Below are 19,720 nucleotides of genomic sequence, written 5' to 3'. Positions count from 1 at the left end.
GCACATATTCTATTCCATTTTACCTTAAAATTTCTCCTTTTGCTGTTAATCCGGCGGCACCGATTAATCCAGCATCATTTCCCAAGAGCGCTGGACGAATCAGCACCCCTTTCGCAACGTAAGAAAGGGTTCTCCGATGATAAGCAGCCTCTAGCGGTTCAAAGAGGGTTGAACCCGCTTTGGACACCCCTCCACCAATCACAAACAACGCTGGATTAAAGGTGAGGGAGAGAATAGACATGACATAAGCGAGTGCATCGACGGCTTGCTGAACAACCTCCTGAGCAACAGGATCTTTATCCTTTGCTGCGGAGAAGATCTTCTCTGTAGTCAATGGATCACTTTCATCATGATGAAGGATCGTTTGCTCCCCCCTCGCGATTGCTTCCTGCATTAGACGCATAACTCCTGTCGCCGATGCAATCGTCTCCAAGCAACCGTGACGCCCACAACCACAAAGAGCACCATCTTGCTTCACAGGAATATGACCAATCTCTCCCGCCATCCCAGTAGACCCATGGACTAGACCACCATTGGCGATGATGCCACCGCCTACCCCTGTACCTAAGGTAATACAGATCAAGTCCTTAACCCCTACCCCTGCCCCACTCCATGCTTCTCCCAGAGCAGCCACATTGGCATCATTGTCGATCGTGACGGGGAGTGCTAACGCTTTCTCTAAAATCTTTCTTATGGGTACATCGTTCCAGGAGAGGTTTGGCAACTGGACAATATGACCTTGAGGAATATCGAGAAATCCTGGTAGACCGACCCCTACCCCCGCTATATCCTTCCAAGGGATATTCGCCTCGGTAGCAAGTTGTTTAGCCACCGAAGCGATCTCGAGCAAAGCTGCTTCGGCTCCTTCTTTTTGTGGAGTTGGGTGTTCTATGCGACCTAATAATTGTCCTCGTGCATCGACTATCCCCATTTTTACTTGAGTTCCACCTATATCAATCCCTAACGCGTGTTTGTTCATCCACTATCCCTCTTCTCACCTAAGAATTTAAGTACATCGAAATCTGTACATGTAGCAGGTATATGGCAATAGGTGATTGTGACGAATCTTCTGTCACTAACGATGCAATTACCCTACTCTCTTCATATCTCTTTCCCTCAGATTATCTTATATTCACCTTCATATGGGGAACTAGTTGTGCCAGTGATGTGATAGCAGAACTTCCTCAGGAGAATAGACGAGACGCCCAATAAATAACCCATTATCAGGAAGCAATAGCCGTGAGAGGATCTGATGATCCATCTCGGATGTGGGGAGTATAGGAAAAGCGTCCTTTGATAGCCAAGAAAGCTTCCCTTCTGGGGAATCCTCCATTAAGATACCTTCATAATTCGAGGCTCGAAAGCAAAACATCATCCACTCTTTTTCTAGCTGGCCATCCTTCTCTATACACATCGTCAGAACTCCAGCAAGGACAGGGTTGATTAAACGAAGTCCCGTCTCTTCCTGATACTCCCGACATACCGCTTCTGTAATCGTCTCCCCAGCTTCTACTTTACCCCCTGGGGCCACCCACCACCCACGGCGTGGTTTTTGGAGTAGCAGAATTTGATCCTTCTTCTGCAATAGGCAATTGGCGATCCGTTGCATCTGTATTCACCTCAGCCATTTCTAAGAGTCCTGTCCCTTCTATTGACCTCTACAATTATTGCGCCTGGGGACCCTTCAAGTAACTTTTTGTACACCCAGCTTCACCTACACAAAAAATGAGGGAAATCCCCCATTCCCCCATCCGTTCATCTATCAATTATACCTGAATGACCTTCACTCACAAAGTGTTGCTTATTTTTACCGATCCGAGACGATATGAATATCTACCGTTTGAAGTCGTTGCATAATCCAGTTAATAATGGACCCTTTCCAGATCTCCTCCCAGCGTGTACGTGCAGATTGACCCATGATGATCTGGGTAATGTGATGTTCTTGGCATACATCAACGATTACTTGAGCTACTCGACGTGCTCCCGCTTCTCTTAACACAAAATCCCCATCAAACTGATGGGTTAGATTACGCCACTCTTCCACTGTTTCTTCAGACTCATTGCCCACACTACTTCGAGGGCAGATATGCAAAACAACCAATTTTGCCCCTAAACGATTGGCAAGTCGCCAACCACGGCGAATCAGCTTCCCTGCGTTAGGACGGTACTGAACACAAACGAGAATCCTCTCTAATACCCCTGCTGGTTCATCAATCCCCTCTCCAATTCGTTCCTTTACTAACTGTTCATCGATATCATCGGCTACTTCTCTAAGCGCCAGCTCCCGTAATGCAACCAGATTCCCCTTCTTAAAAAAATGGTTCAGGGCTTGCTCAATCTTATCCGAGGTATATATAAGACCTTCCTGCAATCGTTCTCGCAGGGTTTCCGGACTCACATCCACCAGTTTTATCTCATCCGCCTCACTTAACACTGCATCAGGTACCCGCTCATTAATCCCTACACCAGTAACCTTAAGAACAATATCCCGCACGCTCTCCAGGTGCTGAATATTCATCGCTGTCCACACATGAATACCTGCTTGTAAGATGTCATGAATATCTTGGTATCGTTTGCGGTTTTTTGTGCCAGGTACATTCGTATGAGCCAGCTCATCAATGATGACGACCTCTGGATTACGAAGAAGAATTCCTTCAACATCTAACTCCTCCAGGTTAATCCCCTTGTAATGAATTTTTTTCTGGGGCAAAACTTCTAATTGACTAACCTGCTTTGCCGTCTCTTCACGACCATGAGGCTCAATCAGCCCGATAACGATATCCACCCCTTTTTCTTTTAGCTCATTCGCTTCTCGCAACATGGCATAGGTCTTTCCTACACCGGGTGCCGCACCCACATACACCTTCAAACGTCCCCTCTTCATCTTTTCAATTTTGCGCAGGATCTCTTCGGGAGTTAAGCGGCGGTATTGTTGTCCATTGCTCGATGGAGTCACCTTCTATCACTCCTCCTTGACTCATCATAACCAAAAGAGGCTGATACTCAGCCTCTTTCCGTAATTAACCCTTGTTCTTTTGCACAATAGCATCTAACGCCTGATTAAGCTTCAACACATTGACGCGTGGTTCACCAAAGACTCCTAACTCCTTTTTTTCTGTATAGAAAGAGACCAAGGATGATAGTTTTTCTTCAGATACTTTCGTCGCACGTGCTACTCGGGGAATTTGGAAGCGGGCGGCTTCCGGGGAAATCTGGGGATCAAGACCTGAGCCCGAGTTTGTGATCAGATCGAGGGGTACATCACCCTTTGTCGCACCTGGATTCTCCTTTAATCGCTTCGTCGCTTCTTTTTCTGTCCTCTCTATCATTTGCTTGTTGGAGGGGGCATAGTTTTCTGAGCCGGAGCCCGATGCATCGTAATCAATGGAAGATACTCTTCCATGAAAATAACGATCAGACGTAAATTTTTGTCCTATGATCTCAGAGCCAAGGGCCTTTCCTTTACTATCTTTCATGATACTCCCCTGGGCTTGATAAGGAAAAAGCAGCTGAGAGAGTCCCGTCATCAATAACGGATATACCAAACCGCATATGACAACCATGAGAAGGGAGATTCGTATCGCCTTCATTGTATTTACACCTCATTTCTTAGTCATCCTTCAGGGGCTTTCGCCGCAGCTTCCTCTTTTTTTCTATATGGGCACGAGAGTGAGGCTTCTGCGGAACACTTCGTAAAACCCGTCTAATTGTTGTTCTAATCCTCATAGAAACACCCCCAAAATGATATCGATCCCCTTAATCGCTATGAAAGGTACAATGACTCCACCTAAACCGTAAATTAGTAGATTTCGGCGTAGAAGTTTTACTGCGGGCATCGGTCGATAAGTGATTCCCTTCATGGCAAGTGGGATCAATAACGGAATGATAATCGCGTTAAAAATCAATGCAGAGAGAATAGCACTCGTCGGAGATTGTAGGGCCATAAAGTTGAGTGTCTTCATTTCTGGAATCGCCAGGGTAAACATCGCCGGAACAATCGCAAAGTACTTGGCCACATCATTTGCGATACTGAAAGTGGTAAGTGCCCCTCGAGTCATCAGGAGCTGCTTACCGATCCCAACTACATCGATAATTTTAGAGGGATCCGAATCCAAATCGACCATATTGGCCGCTTCCTTTGCAGCTACTGTACCGCTATTCATAGCAATTCCCACGTCCGCCTGGGCAAGGGCTGGGGCATCATTGGTACCGTCGCCTGTCATGGCCACCAATTTCCCCTTGGCTTGTTCCTCTCGGATCACACGAATCTTATCTTCTGGAGTGCTTTCAGCGATAAAGTCATCGACCCCAGCTTCATTCGCAATCGTAGCCGCAGTCAACGGGTTATCCCCTGTACACATGACTGTCCGGATACCCATCCTGCGCAATTGTTCAAAGCGCTCCCTCATTCCTGGTTTTACCGTATCCTTCAGATAAATAATCCCGAGAATCTCCTTATCTACAGCAACCGCTAGGGGAGTACCCCCCATCTCGGCAATTCGTGTTGTTTCGCTATCTAAACTCTCCGGTACAACACCACCTTGCTGAGTTACAAAACCTTTGATGGCATCGACGGCTCCTTTACGCCATGATTGACCCGATAGATCCATCCCGCTCATCCTTGTTTCCGCTGCAAAGGGGATAAACTCAGCCTCCACATATGGAGCCGGATCGATAACCACTCCTTGCTCATTAGCAAGGGTTAGGACAGAGCGTCCTTCTGGTGTCTCATCCTTCAATGAAGCCAGAACTGCCGCTTCACGAACCTCTTCCTCTCCTCTCTTACCAACGGGTACAAATTCAGAAGCCATCCGGTTTCCATAGGTTATGGTCCCTGTTTTGTCGAGAATCATCGTGTTTATATCGCCAGCAGCTTCAACCGCCTTACCCGACATGGCTAACACATTAAAGCGAGTAACACGATCCATTCCTGCAATTCCGATAGCAGAGAGTAATGCACCGATCGTCGTAGGAATTAAGCAAACCAAGAGCGCAATTAACGTAGAAAGCTCCAATTTCACCCCGACATAAGACGCAATTGGCGGTAGTGAAACAACAACCATGAGAAAAATAATGGTCAAAGTAATGAGTAGTGTATTAAGAGCAATCTCGTTAGGCGTCTTTTGTCGAGCAGCCCCTTCAACAAGGGAGATCATCCGATCCAAAAAGGATTCTCCTGGATCTGTAGTAATACGTACCTTGATCCAGTCACTCACCACCTTCGTGCCACCCGTCACTGAACTAAAATCTCCCCCCGCTTCTTTAATGACAGGAGCTGATTCACCAGTGATTGCTGACTCATCAATCGATGCCAATCCCTCTGAGATCTCTCCATCTCCAGGAACAAGATCCCCACTTTGGACGAGCACCATATCCCCTTTACGTAGTTCCGTGGAGGAAACAAGGGTCTCTTTCCCCTTATCATCCAGCTTACGGGCTTGGGTGTCTGCCTTTGTTTTTTTCAAGCTATCCGCCTGTGCTTTTCCCCGACCCTCTGCCAATGCTTCCGCAAAGTTAGCGAAGCAAACCGTAAAAAATAAAATCAGAAAAATAGTAAAGTTATACCCCACTCGTCCTTCCGCACCAAAGAAACCAGGTGCTAAAGCCATCAACAAAGTTAATAGGGTACCGATTTCTACAACGAACATAACCGGATTTTTCATCATGGTCAGGGGATTTAGCTTGATGAAACTATCAATAACCGCCTGACGAAGAATCCCCCTCTCAAACATTCCTTGTTTCGGTTTCTGCGATTCATTATTCTTCGACTCTGTATGAAGCACCTGGTCCTGAGCCATGATGTCATCTCTCCTTTATCCTATCGACAAAAACTCTGCAATCGGGCCTAGTACTAACACGGGTAAAAAGGTGAGTGCTCCGATGAGTAGCACTGTACCTGTGAGGACGACGCCAAAAGTAGCATTATCCGTCCGGAGGGTACCGATTGTCTCAGGAACGGGTTGTTTATTAGCCAGGGAACCCGCTACCGCCAACAGGGCAATGATCGAGATATACCGTCCGATCAGCATCACCACCCCTGTTGAGATATTCCAAAAGGGAGTTGCATCTCCCAATCCTTCAAAGCCTGATCCATTATTGGCCGAGGAGGAGGTGAATTCATATAGCACCTGGGTAATCCCATGAAATCCCTCATTACTAATGGCACCCATCCCCAGCGGAGTAAGAAACGCAATCGCTGTCGGGATCAATATCGCGAGCGGATGGGACAAGAGAGCCAATACAATAAATTTCATTTCACGAGATTCGATTTTTTTGCCGAGGAACTCCGGTGTCCGACCCACCATCAGCCCTGCGATAAATACGCCTAGTAACGCATACATCATCATATTGACAAACCCAACTCCCTCACCGCCAAAAACGGTGTTAAACATCATCAACATGAGGGGAACCATGCCTCCAATGGGGGTCAGCGTATCGTGCATATTATTGACCGTCCCTGTTGTAGCTGCTGTAGTAACGGCAGTGAATATAGCAGACATGGATATCCCAAAACGTGTCTCCTTCCCTTCCATACTTCCTTGAGAAGAATCGAATCCCCGTTCAACCAATGCCGGATTTCCTGCACTTTCAGCGAGATGGACGGTTAACAACATCATCAGAAAAATTGCCATCATACCACCGAAAATAACCCATCCCTGTTTAGGATTTTTCGCTATTCGTCCATAAGCAATGGGCATCGCCGCAGGGATACTCCACATCGCAAGAATTTCAAGGATGTTGGTTAATGCGGTAGGGTTTTCAAAGGGATGGGCTGAGTTAGCTCCAAAGAATCCACCACCATTGGTCCCTAAATGTTTAATCGATTCAAGGGACGCTACTGGCCCTCGAGCAATGACCTGCTTTGCTCCCTCCAGAGTTTGGACCGTAGTATTGGCATCCAGGGTTTGGGGCACTCCTGCTGCTACTAGCATCAAGGTTAAGAGAATCGCAAGGGGAAGCATCAAACGAATGTGCCCACGCACAAAATCTTGAAAAAAGTTACCGATTGTCTTCCCCTTCCGAGTGATTCCTCGAATAAACGCCATCGCAACAGACAACCCTGTCACAGAGGAGGTAAACATCATCATGGTAATCACAATAATCTGCGACAAGTTGCTAAGTCCTGACTCCCCACTATAATGTTGCAGATCTGTATTCGTCATAAAGCTTATGGCTGTATTAAAAACCGATGTGGGATCCATATTGGTAATCCCATTGGGGTTAAGGGGTAGCCCTCCCTGAAAACGCAAGATCAGATACGCAAACCCCAACAAGATACCATTGACCAGCAAAAGAGCTTTTACATATTCCCACCAGGTCATTTCTAACCGGTTATCGATGCCACTTAAGCGAAAGATGACTTTTTCCATAGGAAGGAAAAAACGATCCGTCCTATGATTCTCATTGGAAAATATGCTGGCGATATATCTCCCAAGTGGAATTGCAATCAAGATCAATAAGATGATAATTACGGTATATTGAATCAGTGCGCTTCCCACATTCCTCTCCTCCTACTATCCATCAAAATTTTTCCGGGTATATCAGTGCATATATCAAATAAACAAACACGGCAATCGCTATACCAAGAACAAGGATCATCACTTCTCACCCTCCTGATCTAATCCATTACACCATCGCGCAAAAGCGTAAAACGTAGCAAATGAGGCTATCAGTACTAGTATCATCCATACATCCATCATCAGCTCCAACCCCTTTTCGCAAAACACACATGTGCCAAAAAATAAAAATACCAACACTACCTTTGGATAAACTCATAGATGGATACGCTCACTGATCTCCATCATCCAAAGAGTGTTGGTCTAATCTCTGCCTCAGCATCGCTGTTGCAGGAGGTTCTACCGCTCTTATTTTCTATCATGTTACGTTGAGTCAATGAATCAATGAGTAGGTAACGCGAATCTCACCAGTCATTGGTCGGACATCAAATCCTATAAATTGAAGAGGATAACCAACGATCTCCTTCATTTCCTCCTCCAAGTAGCTACGGACCATTTCGTACAGATTAGAACGAATCTCGCGAATGAGATGACCCCTTTCATCAAAACGGAGCATGCTTTCCTCCTCTTTAGTTAGGACCCCTTCCTGTTCTACGATTAATAGACCTTCGCTAATGCGGCATCGAACCTGTCTGGTTCCTTTGCCAACAAGCTCTTTATGGACTCGAGTAAAAAGTTCACATACCTTGGCTTCTTGAACACCTTTACTTATTCTAGGTTCTTTCAAAGTCCCAGCCATGATGTTCCACCTTCCAATCGGTGATCTAAATTTACGTAAAGCAAACAGCCGTCGACAAACCAGGTTTTATCCAGATGCTTGTGTATTAATAACCTGATCTATCCACCGCTTATTCTACGTCCAGCATAAAACCTACGCTTTACGTCGAATCTGCCATGGTTGACTCATTTTCAAATAGAAAAACCGCCGAAGTGGTTATACTTCGACGGCTTTTGGCCATGCAAAATAAACCACCACTCCTCTTCATAACGCTTACGAGGTTAGCTGACGGATTCGGATGGTTGTGAAGAGTTCACCCTACCTGGACTATCATCCAGGATTCACCCCACTTAAATGGTTCCCCCGCTCCAACGGGACCCGTTGGATTCAGCGATTGAATGGTGCAACATATAATTGTCTTTCAGTCGATGGAGATATCATACTCCCGATAATTAATCCCGTCAATACTTTTTTTACGTTCCTGACATTTACCTTTAAATAAAGGTAGATAGGGGATTACTTCTTCAGGGAGCGGATCACATGATCCGCTTCATCGGCTTGATGATTTATCCGTGTTTCCACAATGATACCACCATGCCTGTACACCATTATTTTATCTAGTAGATGGGGATATTTTCCTTGGATCAACTGATAGGCTAGTTGATACTGATCAGTTAACCATTCGTTCTCCCATTCCTCTCCCCATACAGGTTCATCTTCATCCGGAGAGTTTGGACTCATTCTTCTAGTTCCAATTAATCCATAGAGAAAATGGCCGATTCTCTTCACTTTCATATGGCTAATAGAGTCTGCCTTTTCCCAAGCACTATACTCCAATAGATTGCTCCCCAACTCTCTCTGAATAACGAGCACGAGTATTCCTGCCTTTCTTCAACGAATACAACAAAGACCAGCTCATCCAGTGTTTATCACACGGGTTAGCTGGTCTTAAGGTCCGTCTCTTCCCGGTACGGAACTTCTACCTGCTTAGTAATTGCGGTAATCATACATCTCTAGCGCAAGATCGTCAACTATTCTTCTGGCGTTCATGTTCGATAAATTTTTGTTGAAAGTCCTCTGTCACTTTCTCCATCAAGACTTTCCTTGTCAGAATACCTTCAAAGCGATTCTCAAGATCGATGACTGGGATATAAGGGCGGTCGATCAAGACATCAAAGGCAAAGGAGAATATGGAGTTAGCGAGAATCCCCGAATGGTTTTGATTCATGACATCTTTCACCTGAGAATGGGATAGTTTCGCAAATTGAAAATCATTTCTAGTCAGCATATAATCCAGGATATGAGTTTTGCTTACAACCCCTTCGACCTTTCCTTCACTATCGATAACAGGTACCGAAGCATACCCTTTTCGCGTCAAGACGATCAGGGCCCTTTCCAACGTCCAATCGGGTTCAACGACAATTACCTGATTTGCTGGAATGACCAGCGATGAAATCTCTTCATCAAACAAGGATACTTTCTGATTGTTCATGATGGATCCAATCCTTTGCATTCATAATGAATGGTGAATGTGAAGGGTTCCCTGCCCATAATGGATATCCCCATAAACCAGTCTAGCAAAACGTGACTGCTCCCATGAAAAATCCCCTCAAGGGAGGGGAGCTGCAGACACCTCATCAAAAAAGCGAATCACATTCTCATCCTTCTTCGCTTCCTTACTTGCCAAACGAAATTCCTCCACACCATCACGAAATAAGATAAAGGTAGGAACTCCTTTCACATGAAATTCCTCAGCAATCTTACGGGACTCATCCACATCCAATTCACCGAAGTGAAAATGGGAGCCATAACGATCTTCCCATTCCGGCATAGAGAACGCGATACGCTTACAATCAAAACACCAACTAGCACTAAATTCTACCAGCTTAACACCTTCTGAGATAAAGGGTTTGAAGGTCGATTGATCCAGTCTCTCCATCGTCTCTTCCTCCTCGGCACTACGGTGAGCGCCATGAGAATTGAGAGTTTCCTTTTACGTTACACGCCTGTTCTATCAAACGAACGTGGCGTCCTACGGTGGAGGAGGAAACTTCATGTTTGCGAGCAACGCTTTTCTGAGTAAGAGAAAGCCCGTGTAACTTCGCAACCACATACTCCAAAGCCGCTGCCCAGCCCTCCACTTTTCGTATTTCCGGGAGACTAGGATGATTCTGCCGGAGGAAATCTGCCCAGATAACCTGAGCATCGTTCATATGAGCACTCTCGTATTGACCACTCATCCCTGCAAGACAACACTCGAGTACACGTTCCCAATTCTCCAACCAAGAGGGCATCTCTTGTGACAGTTCACTCGGATGAATCATCACTTCACGTCCCTCTAAAATGGCTCGAAAGGGAACCTCTGCTCCTATTCGCTTTAGAACATACAAGGTCATCCGCTTTAATTCATCCTCTTCTTCCTTACGCATCAAGAAGTTTTTAAGGACTTCCTCAGTTTCGCGATCCGCGATCCACTCCAACACTTGGATTACCTGTACCTTGGTATCAAAATCTCCGTGGTTGAGTGCCCAGAAAAAGGAGGAGCGAATCAGCGGATTTTGTTTAATCTGTTCAGGGATTTTTTCTACCTGTTGGCCCAGTTGCGAAAATTGCTCCTCAAAGGGAAGTTGATAATGATAGCTCACCGTTGGGAGATGAGGAGGGGGCGCCCCCTTCCAACTATCCATTTGATTGAGAAAAAAGGCAGGAACTTTTGAGGAAGGGTCTAGATCTTTCGCCATTCGCCAATACTTCCGAGCTTCCAAAAATCGTTTCGTATTAAATGCAGCCGCCGCTACATAGTGACACAGACTTGCTTGTGGATCTTTTTCCAGCTTGAGAATCCTACGAAACAATTGATAAGCGATATCATGTTCCCCCAGAATCCCCATCGTCGTTCCTAACTTATACGTATGTTCCATATGGTAAGGAAGCCACTTTTTTAGTGTCGTCACCAGTTTATCTCGATCTTCACGCTCCCCGTTATGCTGAGCTAACACCGCAAGGTTACAGAGTGCATGAAGATTGGATGGATCTTCTTCAAGGACTTCACCAATCACTTTTTTCGCTTTATCCAGCTCACCTGTATAGTAATAGGCAAGAGCTAAGTTATTTCGCGCCGCAGAGAAGTCAGGATACTCCGCAACTAATTTTTCCAGTGTATCCGTCGCCTGTAAAAAGCGGCCAGATTCCAATTGAATACGAGCCTCTTCATGACGCCGTAGCCATTCTTTCTTTGGCTTGTGTTCTGGCTTTCTAGGAGGTCTTCCCAATTCATAGGCGAGCATATCCAGCATCTCTACCGCCTCTTGAGCAAATTCTCCCCCTGGCTCCTCTTCTAAATAACGGATCAGATGATCCTCTGCTGTATCAAAATCGTCCATATTGGCTGCATTATTCGCCATATAAAACCAACATTCACTAAGATCGGGATCCACTTGCTCTAAAACGCGTTGCAACACTTCATTCGATTCTTCAAAATGACCCATTTCAGAAAGGATTCCGGCAAGGTTGCAAAGATTGACTGGATTATCCGGTTCCTTTTCTACAGCGAGACGAAAATATTTTAATGCTTTATCGTAACGATGCCGGTCCAAGGAGCGTACTGCCCGCTCAAAAAAGAAGCCGGCGTCTAGTCGTAATCGGACTACGTTATGCTCTCTCTTCAAATTCTTGGCACCCCATTGAGGTTTTTTCATCGTATTCCCCACCCATCAGGGTATTGAAGCTACTCTTCTCAATATCGAAAAAAGTATATCACACTTCAAGAAGATTACCTATTCTCTCATGGTTCGAGGCGATACCCGCCTTTAGCAGTCACATTCCTGCGCGAAACAACGTACTAATCGATCCACCCTCTTGAATCAATTGAATCGCTTTTGATAACAACGAAGCAACGGAGATGACATGGATTCGATCACTGGTGGACCCTGGTTGAAGAGGAATCGAATCCGTGAATAACACTTCTCGGATTCCAGGGTGGTTTAGCTTCTGCAGTCCGTCCCCAGACAAAACAGCATGGGTGGCACAAACATACGCCTCTTTTGCCCCTTTTTCCAATAAACCTTCGATCACACTAACAATCGTCCCACCTGTATCGATGATGTCTTCAATAATAATAGGGGTACGTCCAGCCACTTCCCCAATAATATGGGTTACGCTTGCTTCGTTGTGAACAGGGCGACGCTTCATCATGATAGCAAAGGGAGTATCTAAGTATGATGCCAGCTTCTCTGCCATTTTGACACGACCTGCATCTGGGGAGACAACCACCGGGTTCACTATTTCTTTATTTGCTAGATATTCAGTAATCTGATCCAGAGCAGTCAGATGATCCACAGGAATATGGAAAAATCCTTGGATAGCTGGTGCATGTAGATCCAGGGTAATTACACGATCTACCCCGACCGTATGAAGAAGGTCCGCTACCACCTTAGCTGAAATCGGTTCCCGGGGTGCGTCCTTTTTTTCTTGACGCGCATAGCAAAAGTAAGGTAACACCACCGTTACACTGCGTGCCGAAGCTCTTCGAGCCGCATCGACCATGAAGAGCGTTTCCATCAGGTGGTCATTGACCGGCTGGAAGAGGGACTGAACAAGGTATACATCCGCATTTCGCACACTCTCTTCATAGTGGATATAAATCTCTCCACTTTGGAAGCGACTGATGTGCACCTTCCCAAGGTGCATCCTCAATTCTTTAGCGATTTTCTCCGCCAAGCTCCTGTTAGACGTTCCTGAAAAGAGCATGAATCCTTTGGAATGCATCAGATCCCCCTTACCGGGTAGCACACCCTTAATTATAAGAAAAGCTCTTTTACCCTTTCCGGATATAGGGCCCAAATTCCTGTGTTTTCCTATATTGTACGAATATATAGGACTACACGTCAACGGCCCTCAATGGATTCAACGAGGAAAGGCCACATTTTGTGACTGATTCCTACACGATTCATCGAAATTTTTCGAAAGGCTAAGAAGAGGCTGATTCCAACAAGGCCCTTGCCTTCTTTGAATCAGCCCCTTCTTATTGGCCATGTCGTTTTTTTAATTCGGCTAATACAGCATCCCATGGAAGCTTTTGTTCTCGCAAAAGGACCAGGAGATGAAAAAGAAGATCAGCGGTTTCCCAGGTAAGCTCTTCATGGGAACGATTTTTGGCTGCGATAATCACTTCACCAGCCTCTTCTCCGATCTTCTTTAAAATTTTATCTACCCCTTCATTAAAAAGGTAGGTGGTATAAGAGTCCTTAGGACGTTCTGCTTCGCGTGAGGCAATTACCGTCTCTAGTTCATTAAAAATCGCGTATCGATCCGTTAATCCAGTTCCCTCAGGAAAACAAGAGGTCTTTCCTGTATGACAAGCAGGACCCTTAGGTTGCACCCGAACTAATAACGCATCCTGATCACAGTCCGCACCAATGGAGACGACATGCTGACGGTTCCCCGATGTAGCACCTTTATTCCATAACTCTTGCCGAGAGCGACTCCAAAACCAGGTTTCTCTCGTCTCTAGGGTTTTTATTATAGAATCTTTATTCATATACGCCAGGGTTAGTACTTCCTTACTCGTCGCATCTTGTATAATTGCTGGAATTAGTCCATTGGTATCAAAACGAAGGAGCTCCCAATCGAGGGTAAGAGCCTCACTTTCAATCATCGTACATGTACCCCCTCTTCTCGCAAAGTGGCTTTTAGATCCTCTAGGCTGATTTCTCGATAGTGAAAAATCGATGCCGCCAGTGCAGCCTCAACAGGCGTCTCTTGGAACACCTCTACAAAATCCTCCTCTGTACCCGCTCCACCTGAAGCAATCACAGGTACACGAACAGCAGATGTAACTGCCTGGGTAAGAGGAATATCAAACCCATTTTTCTGCCCATCCTGATCCATACTGGTAAGAAGGATTTCTCCAGCACCAAGGCTGACCGCCTCCTGGGCCCAATCGACCACACGCAATCCCGTTTTCTTGCGACCGCCATGGGTATAGACAAACCAATCATCCTCATCTTCCTCCCAGCGGGCATCAATCGCTACAACGATACATTGATTCCCAAATCGGCGTGCCCCTGCCGCAATCAGTGAGGGGTCAAGGATGGCCGCTGTATTTACCGATACCTTGTCCGCCCCTGCCCGAAGCAGTTGAAACATATCCTCAGGATCACGTATCCCCCCACCTACAGTGAAGGGAATGCGCAACTGACCAGCAGCTTGACGGACCACCTCAATCATGGTTCCTCGCCCCTCCTGGGAAGCAGAGATATCCAAGAAAACAACCTCATCCGCCCCGGATTGATCATACTGAGTAGCCAATTCTACAGGATCACCTGCATCCCTCAGATTGAGAAAGGAGACGCCCTTCACAACTCGGCCATCCTTTACATCCAAACACGGGATAATCCGTTTCCTAATCAATCCTATTCCTCCTTCAACCTAGCCAGAGCCTCTGCTAAATCTACATTCGCCGTATAGAGGGCCTTCCCAACAATCACACCCGTTACCCCTTCGTCTTGATGACGTGCGAGCTCCTGAATGTCCGCCACCGAATGGACTCCACCTGAAGCAATCACCCTTTTACCTGAGGCGAAGGCGAGGTTTCGTACCGCGGGAATGTTGGGGCCATGTAAGGTACCATCCCGGGAGATATCGGTAAAGATGAAGGTCTCCGCGCCAAAGGCTACCATCTCCTTAGCTAGATCCTCTACCAGCACCCCTGAATTCTCTTGCCATCCATGGGTAGCTACACGACCATCCCAGGCATCTAACCCAAGGGCCACTCTATCTCCGTAGGAACCTAACGCCGCTTTCACAAACTCGGGATCGTCAATAGCCGCTGAGCCGATAATGACACGGGATACGCCCCACTCTAGAAGCTCCTCCAACCTTGCCATATCCCGTACACCACCGCCCATTTGCACAGGAATTTGTAAGGTACGGGTAATTTCTCGGATCACGGGTAGGTGAATGGGATCACCGGAACGAGCACCATCTAGATCAACCACATGGAGCCACTCGGCTCCTTCATTAACCCATCGACGGGCAACAGTAAGAGGGTCCTCGTCATATACCGTCTCTGCTTCATAATCACCTTGATATAGACGGACACATTTTCCTCCACGCAAATCAATAGCTGGATAGACGACAAAGCTCATCCTATTGGCACCTCCGTTTTACAGCATAGGCGAGCAAAGTTCTCCAACAAGCGTTGCCCGGTATCTCCACTTTTTTCTGGGTGAAACTGCATGCCATATATCTGATTTCGCCCGACAATGGCTGTCACATCCCCGTAGTAGTCCGTTACTGCCAAGATATCATCTGGATTATCGGGGAAGACATGATACGAGTGCACAAAATAGACAGCCCCCTCTTCCACACTCTTTAATAAGGGGTGCGGACTATGGAAGCGTAGATCGTTCCATCCTATATGGGGAATGTTAAAGTCTCCAGAAAACCGTTTCACATGGCCCGACAAGAGATGTAGCCCCTGATGATATCCGTGTTCATCACTACTCGTAAAAAGGAGTTGCATACCCAGACAGATTCCAAGGAGTGGCTTTCCCTCACAAAGAGCAATATCGCGAATCACATCGACTAAATCCCGTCGCTTCAGCTCCAACATCGCATCGCCAAAAGTGCCTACACCGGGCAAAATGACACCATCGGCAGCTCGGATCGTCTCTTCATCTGCTGTAATGGTGTATTCGTATCCCATTCGCTGTAATGCTTGACTGACACTATATAAATTACCTACACCGTAGTCGATAATGGCGATCATGTTATAACACTCCCTTGGAAGATGGAACTGATTTTACCCGCGGATCAATTTGAATCGCTGTATCTAACGCTCTTCCCAACGCCTTGAAGAGAACTTCAATCATATGATGGGTGTTCCGTCCATAATGAAGAATAACATGCAGATTCATTCTTGCCTCCAAGGCAAGTTTCCAGAAAAATTCATGCACCAGTTCCGTATCAAAGTTTCCTACCTTCTCTCGTGGAAACTCAGCGCTAAATTCCAAATGAGGCCGATTGGAAAGATCCAATATCACTTGACCGAGGGCATCATCCATCGGTACCCAAGCATCCCCATAGCGACGAATTCCTTTTTTATCGCCCAAGGCTTCTCGGATCGCCTGCCCAAGACAAATCGCAATATCCTCCACAGTATGATGATCATCGATCTCATTATCTCCCTGGGCGACCACCTTCAAATCAAATAAGCCATGTTTCGCAAATAAATCCAGCATATGCTCCAAGAAAGGCACCCCCGTGGAGAGCTCCGTTTCACCTTGACCATCTAACTGGATGTTCAACTGAATGTTGGTCTCTTTCGTTGTACGTTGGATACTCCCGCTTCGGTGGTGACTCATACCTACTCCTCCTTCTCAATACGTGCTCGAATGGATGCTGCATGCCCCTGAAGACCCTCGGCTTCAGCAAGGGTAATCACCCCAGGGCCATCACGAAGTAACGCCCTTTGACTATAGGAAATTAAGCTCGTCTTCTTGGAAAAATCATCAACGGAAAGGGCTGAAAAAAATCGAGCTGTCCCATTGGTCGGCAATACGTGATTCGGTCCCGCCAGATAATCTCCCACCGCTTCTGGGCTCCATGGGCCAAGAAAAAGGGCCCCCGCATTCTTTATTTGACCCACCCAGAGCCAAGGATCCTCTACCATCAGCTCCAGATGCTCTGGAGCCAAGCGATTGGCCAGTTCTATCGCTTCTGCCAAATCTCGTGTTATACAAAGAGCACCATGGTTAAGTAATGACGCAGCAGCAATCTCTGCACGAGGCAAAGCTTCACATTGACGCTGAAGCTCATTGGTCACTCCTTCAGCTAAGGAAGCCGATGGGGTGAGCAAAACGGCGGAGGCCATCGGGTCATGTTCAGCCTGGGAGAGTAGATCTGCCGCAATATAGACAGGATCGGCATTCTCATCCGCGATCACCACAATTTCACTCGGCCCTGCAATCGCATCAATATCCACCTGTCCATACACCATCCGTTTTGCAAGGGCGACATAGATATTTCCTGGGCCCACGATCTTATCCACCTGGGGAATACTCTCGGTTCCATATGCAAGGGCCGCTACTGCCTGTGCTCCCCCCATTTTAAATACCCGTGTCACCCCTGCCTCACGCGCTGCAGCCAAAGTGATGGCTGGTACCTCTCCGTCAGGACCAGGCGGTGTCACCATGACCACTTCTTCTGTACCCGCGACCGATGCAGGAATGGCGGTCATCAGCACAGTAGAGGGATAGGCTGCGCGTCCCCCCGGCACATAAAGTCCTACCCGTGCCAAGGGGCGGACTAACTGACCTAAAACCGTGCCATCCTCCTCAGCTTCTATCCAGGAGTTGCTTTTTTGCCGCTCGTGGTAGCTTCGAATCCGTCTAGCCGCAAGGGCTAATGCTTCCTTCGCCCCAGGGGATATCGTTGCCACTGCCGCGTCGATTTCCGATTCCTTCACTTGGAATTGGGCCAGCTCTACACCATCCAATCGGGCTGTCAGCTCTCGTACAGCCGTATCTCCTTCTCTCTTTACACGGGAGAGAATCTCTTGTACAGCCCGTTCTTGCTTTGGACTAACAGCCTCTTCCTCCCGGCGGGTAAATAACTCTGCGGCTTTCACGATGGCAATCATCGCTTTTCTCCTTCCTGCCCGACCACATGGGCGAGTCCCTCCACGATTGCATCGATCCCTTCATTTTTTAACCGATAACTTGCCCGGTTAGCAATCAAGCGAGAGGTGATTTGGGTGATTTCCTCTAATTCAATGAGGCCATTCTCCTGCAATGTGCGACCACTGGATACAATATCGACAATACGATCTGCCAGCCCGATGAGTGGTGCCAATTCTACGGAACCATTTAAGTGAATCACCTGTACCTGCTGTCTTTGCTCCATAAACCAACGATTGGCGATGCGCGGATATTTACTAGCTACCTTTGGGTTAGCAACAGGAGTCCAGTCCGGCATCCCCGCAACTGAGATTCGGCAGGGGCTAATCTTAAGATCGAGTAGCTCATGAACATCCCGTTCCTCTTCCATCAGGACATCCTTCCCTACAACACCAAGATCAGCAACACCGTGTTCCACATAGGTAGGTACATCCATCGGTTTCACCATTAAGAAGGAGATCTTCTCACCAGGTACTTCTACAGTTAGCTTCCGTGAGTCCTCTGTCAGATCAGTCGGCACATTCAATCCGGCCGCTTTTAGGAGTTCTAATGCCTCCCCAAAAATCCGCCCCTTCGGCATCGCAATCGTTAGTGGTGTTCGCTCAGCCATCAAATCCCTCCCCCACATGAAGCACACGATCATAATCCTGGGCAGAGGAATCCATTTCCTCTTCCTTATAGAGGCCAACCACTTTACCTTGATTTCGTAATTCATGAGCCCTTTGAAAAGCTGCTCGGCGCAACTCTTCGGGATACACAAGGGCTATCCGTTCTTCCTCCATCAATCCACCAGGACTCGCCATAATAAGGCGATCCGTTTTCAAAGCGAATCCACGAGCGGGATTGTCCCGATCAAAGCGTTCTAATAAATGATCGTAGCGACCTCCAGAGAGAAGGTAATATCCTTCTGCTCCATATCCTTCAAAATAAATGCCTGTATAGTAATCTAAGCTTCCCACTAATGAAAGATCAAAAATGACATACTCAGCTACGCCCCAATCCTCCAAGGCTGTCCATATAGCACGAAGGTGATTGATCCTTTCCAAGGCACGTTCACAGGATGTCGTCGCTTCTAGCTCTGACAACACCTGATAACCGCCACGGAATCGAAGCAGTTGTAGAAGCTTTTCCCGATTGGTTGAAGGGATATTCAACTCTTTAACGTTCTCGCGGTAGGACACAATGTTTCGCGCCCCAAGGCTCTCTTTCAACTTCGCAACTGAATCACTTGATCCCGTCTGCTCAAGTAAAAGTGCATCCAACAGATCAATATGGCCTACTGCCACTTGAATCGGGGTGATGCCTAACTCTCGGAGCGACTCCACCGCTAATGCGATGATCTCAGCATCCGCTTCTGGGGATGCACCGCCTACCAGCTCTACACCAGACTGATGAAACTCGGCAAACCTTCCTGCTTCCCTATCCTGTGCTCGGAAAACATTCCCATGATAATGAAGACGCATAGGAACAGGTTCATCCCGCAGAAGAGAGGCCACAACACGCGCAATCGGCGCGGTATGATCTGGACGAAGAACTAATGTCTGTCCCTGTTTATCTAATAACTTAAAGAGTTTATCTTCTGCAATGGCACTAGCGCCACCTACCGTCTCAAAATACTCTAAGGTTGGGGTTACTACTTCACGATATCCCCACCGACGGAAGCATGCTTCCACACGGGCTTCTACCCACCGTTTCTTAGCGGTTATATCCGGCGGTAGATCACGGACGCCCGTCGGTTTTTCAAATGTACGTATGTTGGACATCCGTTCCACTCCTCATGCTTACCTTCACATTTACTTTAGTTC

General features: G+C 47.0%; 21 protein-coding genes and 1 riboswitch. All 21 genes read right to left on the bottom strand.

What is annotated here, in order from left to right:
• Positions 1-19 precede the first annotated feature (19 nt).
• The 21 genes from BLV90_RS04620 to BLV90_RS04520 all read right to left on the bottom strand — a co-directional run bounded on the left by BLV90_RS04620 (position 20) and on the right by BLV90_RS04520 (position 19,678).
• Complete coding sequence (locus BLV90_RS04620; RefSeq protein ID WP_091736902.1) at positions 20-979, bottom strand: ROK family protein; 960 nt, start codon at positions 977-979, stop codon at positions 20-22.
• A 171-nt stretch (positions 980-1,150) separates the two neighbouring features.
• Entirely contained in the window at positions 1,151-1,609 is a 459-nt protein-coding gene (locus BLV90_RS04615) for an 8-oxo-dGTP diphosphatase (RefSeq protein ID WP_091736891.1), read from the bottom strand.
• A gap of 198 nt (positions 1,610-1,807) precedes the next feature.
• On the bottom strand, positions 1,808-2,956 hold the full coding sequence (gene kdpDN / locus BLV90_RS04610) for a KdpD-like non-kinase potassium sensor (RefSeq protein ID WP_281242000.1): 1,149 nt from the start codon (positions 2,954-2,956) through the stop codon (positions 1,808-1,810).
• 64 nt (positions 2,957-3,020) lie between these two features.
• Complete coding sequence (kdpC, locus tag BLV90_RS04605) at positions 3,021-3,590, bottom strand: potassium-transporting ATPase subunit KdpC (RefSeq protein ID WP_091736889.1); 570 nt, start codon at positions 3,588-3,590, stop codon at positions 3,021-3,023.
• Positions 3,591-3,722: 132 nt separating this feature from the next.
• Entirely contained in the window at positions 3,723-5,798 is a 2,076-nt protein-coding gene (kdpB, locus tag BLV90_RS04600; protein WP_091736887.1) for a potassium-transporting ATPase subunit KdpB, read from the bottom strand.
• Between the two features lie 15 nt (positions 5,799-5,813).
• The gene (gene kdpA / locus BLV90_RS04595; protein WP_091736885.1) at positions 5,814-7,499 is read right to left on the bottom strand and encodes a potassium-transporting ATPase subunit KdpA; all 1,686 of its coding nucleotides are present in this window, start codon (positions 7,497-7,499) and stop codon (positions 5,814-5,816) included.
• A gap of 22 nt (positions 7,500-7,521) precedes the next feature.
• Positions 7,522-7,599, bottom strand: coding sequence for a K(+)-transporting ATPase subunit F (gene kdpF, locus BLV90_RS16810; RefSeq protein ID WP_143034998.1), 78 nt, complete (start codon positions 7,597-7,599; stop codon positions 7,522-7,524).
• Between the two features lie 291 nt (positions 7,600-7,890).
• A complete protein-coding gene (locus BLV90_RS04585; RefSeq protein WP_091736882.1) occupies positions 7,891-8,256 on the bottom strand; it encodes a Na-translocating system protein MpsC family protein in 366 nt (121 codons plus the stop codon).
• A gap of 234 nt (positions 8,257-8,490) precedes the next feature.
• A riboswitch (cyclic di-AMP (ydaO/yuaA leader) is annotated at positions 8,491-8,638 on the bottom strand.
• A gap of 113 nt (positions 8,639-8,751) precedes the next feature.
• Positions 8,752-9,108, bottom strand: coding sequence for a hypothetical protein (locus tag BLV90_RS04580; RefSeq protein ID WP_143034996.1), 357 nt, complete (start codon positions 9,106-9,108; stop codon positions 8,752-8,754).
• A gap of 154 nt (positions 9,109-9,262) precedes the next feature.
• Positions 9,263-9,727 carry a CBS domain-containing protein gene (locus BLV90_RS04575; protein WP_177167895.1) on the bottom strand — a complete coding sequence of 155 codons (465 nt, stop codon included), beginning with the start codon at positions 9,725-9,727 and terminating at the stop codon, positions 9,263-9,265.
• A gap of 117 nt (positions 9,728-9,844) precedes the next feature.
• The gene (locus BLV90_RS04570; RefSeq protein ID WP_091736873.1) at positions 9,845-10,174 is read right to left on the bottom strand and encodes a thioredoxin family protein; all 330 of its coding nucleotides are present in this window, start codon (positions 10,172-10,174) and stop codon (positions 9,845-9,847) included.
• 19 nt (positions 10,175-10,193) lie between these two features.
• Positions 10,194-11,933 carry a tetratricopeptide repeat protein gene (locus BLV90_RS04565; protein WP_091736858.1) on the bottom strand — a complete coding sequence of 580 codons (1,740 nt, stop codon included), beginning with the start codon at positions 11,931-11,933 and terminating at the stop codon, positions 10,194-10,196.
• A 118-nt stretch (positions 11,934-12,051) separates the two neighbouring features.
• Positions 12,052-13,002 carry a ribose-phosphate diphosphokinase gene (locus tag BLV90_RS04560; protein ID WP_091736855.1) on the bottom strand — a complete coding sequence of 317 codons (951 nt, stop codon included), beginning with the start codon at positions 13,000-13,002 and terminating at the stop codon, positions 12,052-12,054.
• A 256-nt stretch (positions 13,003-13,258) separates the two neighbouring features.
• Complete coding sequence (hisIE, locus tag BLV90_RS04555; protein WP_091736852.1) at positions 13,259-13,891, bottom strand: bifunctional phosphoribosyl-AMP cyclohydrolase/phosphoribosyl-ATP diphosphatase HisIE; 633 nt, start codon at positions 13,889-13,891, stop codon at positions 13,259-13,261.
• Positions 13,888-14,646: an imidazole glycerol phosphate synthase subunit HisF gene (hisF, locus tag BLV90_RS04550; RefSeq protein ID WP_091736850.1), complete on the bottom strand. Its 759-nt coding sequence runs from the start codon at positions 14,644-14,646 to the stop codon at positions 13,888-13,890. Before hisF ends, hisIE begins: the two co-directional genes overlap by 4 nt.
• 2 nt (positions 14,647-14,648) lie before the next feature.
• Positions 14,649-15,383, bottom strand: a complete 735-nt coding sequence (gene hisA / locus BLV90_RS04545; RefSeq protein WP_091736847.1) for a 1-(5-phosphoribosyl)-5-[(5-phosphoribosylamino)methylideneamino]imidazole-4-carboxamide isomerase — start codon at positions 15,381-15,383, stop codon at positions 14,649-14,651.
• A complete protein-coding gene (gene hisH / locus BLV90_RS04540) occupies positions 15,380-16,006 on the bottom strand; it encodes an imidazole glycerol phosphate synthase subunit HisH (RefSeq protein WP_091736844.1) in 627 nt (208 codons plus the stop codon). The genes hisA and hisH overlap by 4 nt, the downstream gene beginning before the upstream one ends.
• 1 nt (position 16,007) lies before the next feature.
• Positions 16,008-16,601 (bottom strand): imidazoleglycerol-phosphate dehydratase HisB, encoded by a 594-nt coding sequence (gene hisB / locus BLV90_RS04535; protein ID WP_091736832.1) that lies wholly within the window; start codon positions 16,599-16,601, stop codon positions 16,008-16,010.
• A gap of 2 nt (positions 16,602-16,603) precedes the next feature.
• A complete protein-coding gene (gene hisD, locus BLV90_RS04530) occupies positions 16,604-17,875 on the bottom strand; it encodes a histidinol dehydrogenase (RefSeq protein WP_091737061.1) in 1,272 nt (423 codons plus the stop codon).
• Positions 17,875-18,525, bottom strand: a complete 651-nt coding sequence (gene hisG, locus BLV90_RS04525; RefSeq protein WP_091736829.1) for an ATP phosphoribosyltransferase — start codon at positions 18,523-18,525, stop codon at positions 17,875-17,877. The genes hisD and hisG overlap by 1 nt, the downstream gene beginning before the upstream one ends.
• A complete protein-coding gene (locus tag BLV90_RS04520; protein WP_091736826.1) occupies positions 18,518-19,678 on the bottom strand; it encodes an ATP phosphoribosyltransferase regulatory subunit in 1,161 nt (386 codons plus the stop codon). The genes hisG and BLV90_RS04520 overlap by 8 nt, the downstream gene beginning before the upstream one ends.
• Positions 19,679-19,720: the final 42 nt, after the last annotated feature.

Source organism: Marininema mesophilum (genome assembly GCF_900106775.1).
GTDB classification, from domain to species: Bacteria; Bacillota; Bacilli; order Thermoactinomycetales; family DSM-45169; genus Marininema; species Marininema mesophilum.
This window is presented reverse-complemented; position numbering and strand designations above follow the sequence as displayed.

What these genes read in the sequence shown, in the direction of transcription:
- BLV90_RS04570 (WP_091736873.1), bottom strand. Translation starts at nt 10,174, where the DNA reads ATGGAGAGACTGGATCAATCGACCTTCAAACCCTTTATCTCAGAAGGT.
- kdpB (WP_091736887.1), bottom strand. Translation starts at nt 5,798, where the DNA reads ATGGCTCAGGACCAGGTGCTTCATACAGAGTCGAAGAATAATGAATCG.
- BLV90_RS04520 (WP_091736826.1), bottom strand. Translation starts at nt 19,678, where the DNA reads ATGTCCAACATACGTACATTTGAAAAACCGACGGGCGTCCGTGATCTA.
- hisB (WP_091736832.1), bottom strand. Translation starts at nt 16,601, where the DNA reads ATGAGTCACCACCGAAGCGGGAGTATCCAACGTACAACGAAAGAGACC.
- hisG (WP_091736829.1), bottom strand. Translation starts at nt 18,525, where the DNA reads ATGGCTGAGCGAACACCACTAACGATTGCGATGCCGAAGGGGCGGATT.
- BLV90_RS04560 (WP_091736855.1), bottom strand. Translation starts at nt 13,002, where the DNA reads ATGCATTCCAAAGGATTCATGCTCTTTTCAGGAACGTCTAACAGGAGC.
- BLV90_RS04565 (WP_091736858.1), bottom strand. Translation starts at nt 11,933, where the DNA reads ATGAAAAAACCTCAATGGGGTGCCAAGAATTTGAAGAGAGAGCATAAC.
- hisIE (WP_091736852.1), bottom strand. Translation starts at nt 13,891, where the DNA reads ATGATTGAAAGTGAGGCTCTTACCCTCGATTGGGAGCTCCTTCGTTTT.
- kdpC (WP_091736889.1), bottom strand. Translation starts at nt 3,590, where the DNA reads ATGAAGGCGATACGAATCTCCCTTCTCATGGTTGTCATATGCGGTTTG.
- hisH (WP_091736844.1), bottom strand. Translation starts at nt 16,006, where the DNA reads ATGATCGCCATTATCGACTACGGTGTAGGTAATTTATATAGTGTCAGT.
- hisA (WP_091736847.1), bottom strand. Translation starts at nt 15,383, where the DNA reads ATGAGCTTTGTCGTCTATCCAGCTATTGATTTGCGTGGAGGAAAATGT.
- BLV90_RS04620 (WP_091736902.1), bottom strand. Translation starts at nt 979, where the DNA reads ATGAACAAACACGCGTTAGGGATTGATATAGGTGGAACTCAAGTAAAA.
- BLV90_RS04585 (WP_091736882.1), bottom strand. Translation starts at nt 8,256, where the DNA reads ATGGCTGGGACTTTGAAAGAACCTAGAATAAGTAAAGGTGTTCAAGAA.
- BLV90_RS04575 (WP_177167895.1), bottom strand. Translation starts at nt 9,727, where the DNA reads ATGAACAATCAGAAAGTATCCTTGTTTGATGAAGAGATTTCATCGCTG.
- kdpF (WP_143034998.1), bottom strand. Translation starts at nt 7,599, where the DNA reads ATGATCCTTGTTCTTGGTATAGCGATTGCCGTGTTTGTTTATTTGATA.
- BLV90_RS04615 (WP_091736891.1), bottom strand. Translation starts at nt 1,609, where the DNA reads ATGCAACGGATCGCCAATTGCCTATTGCAGAAGAAGGATCAAATTCTG.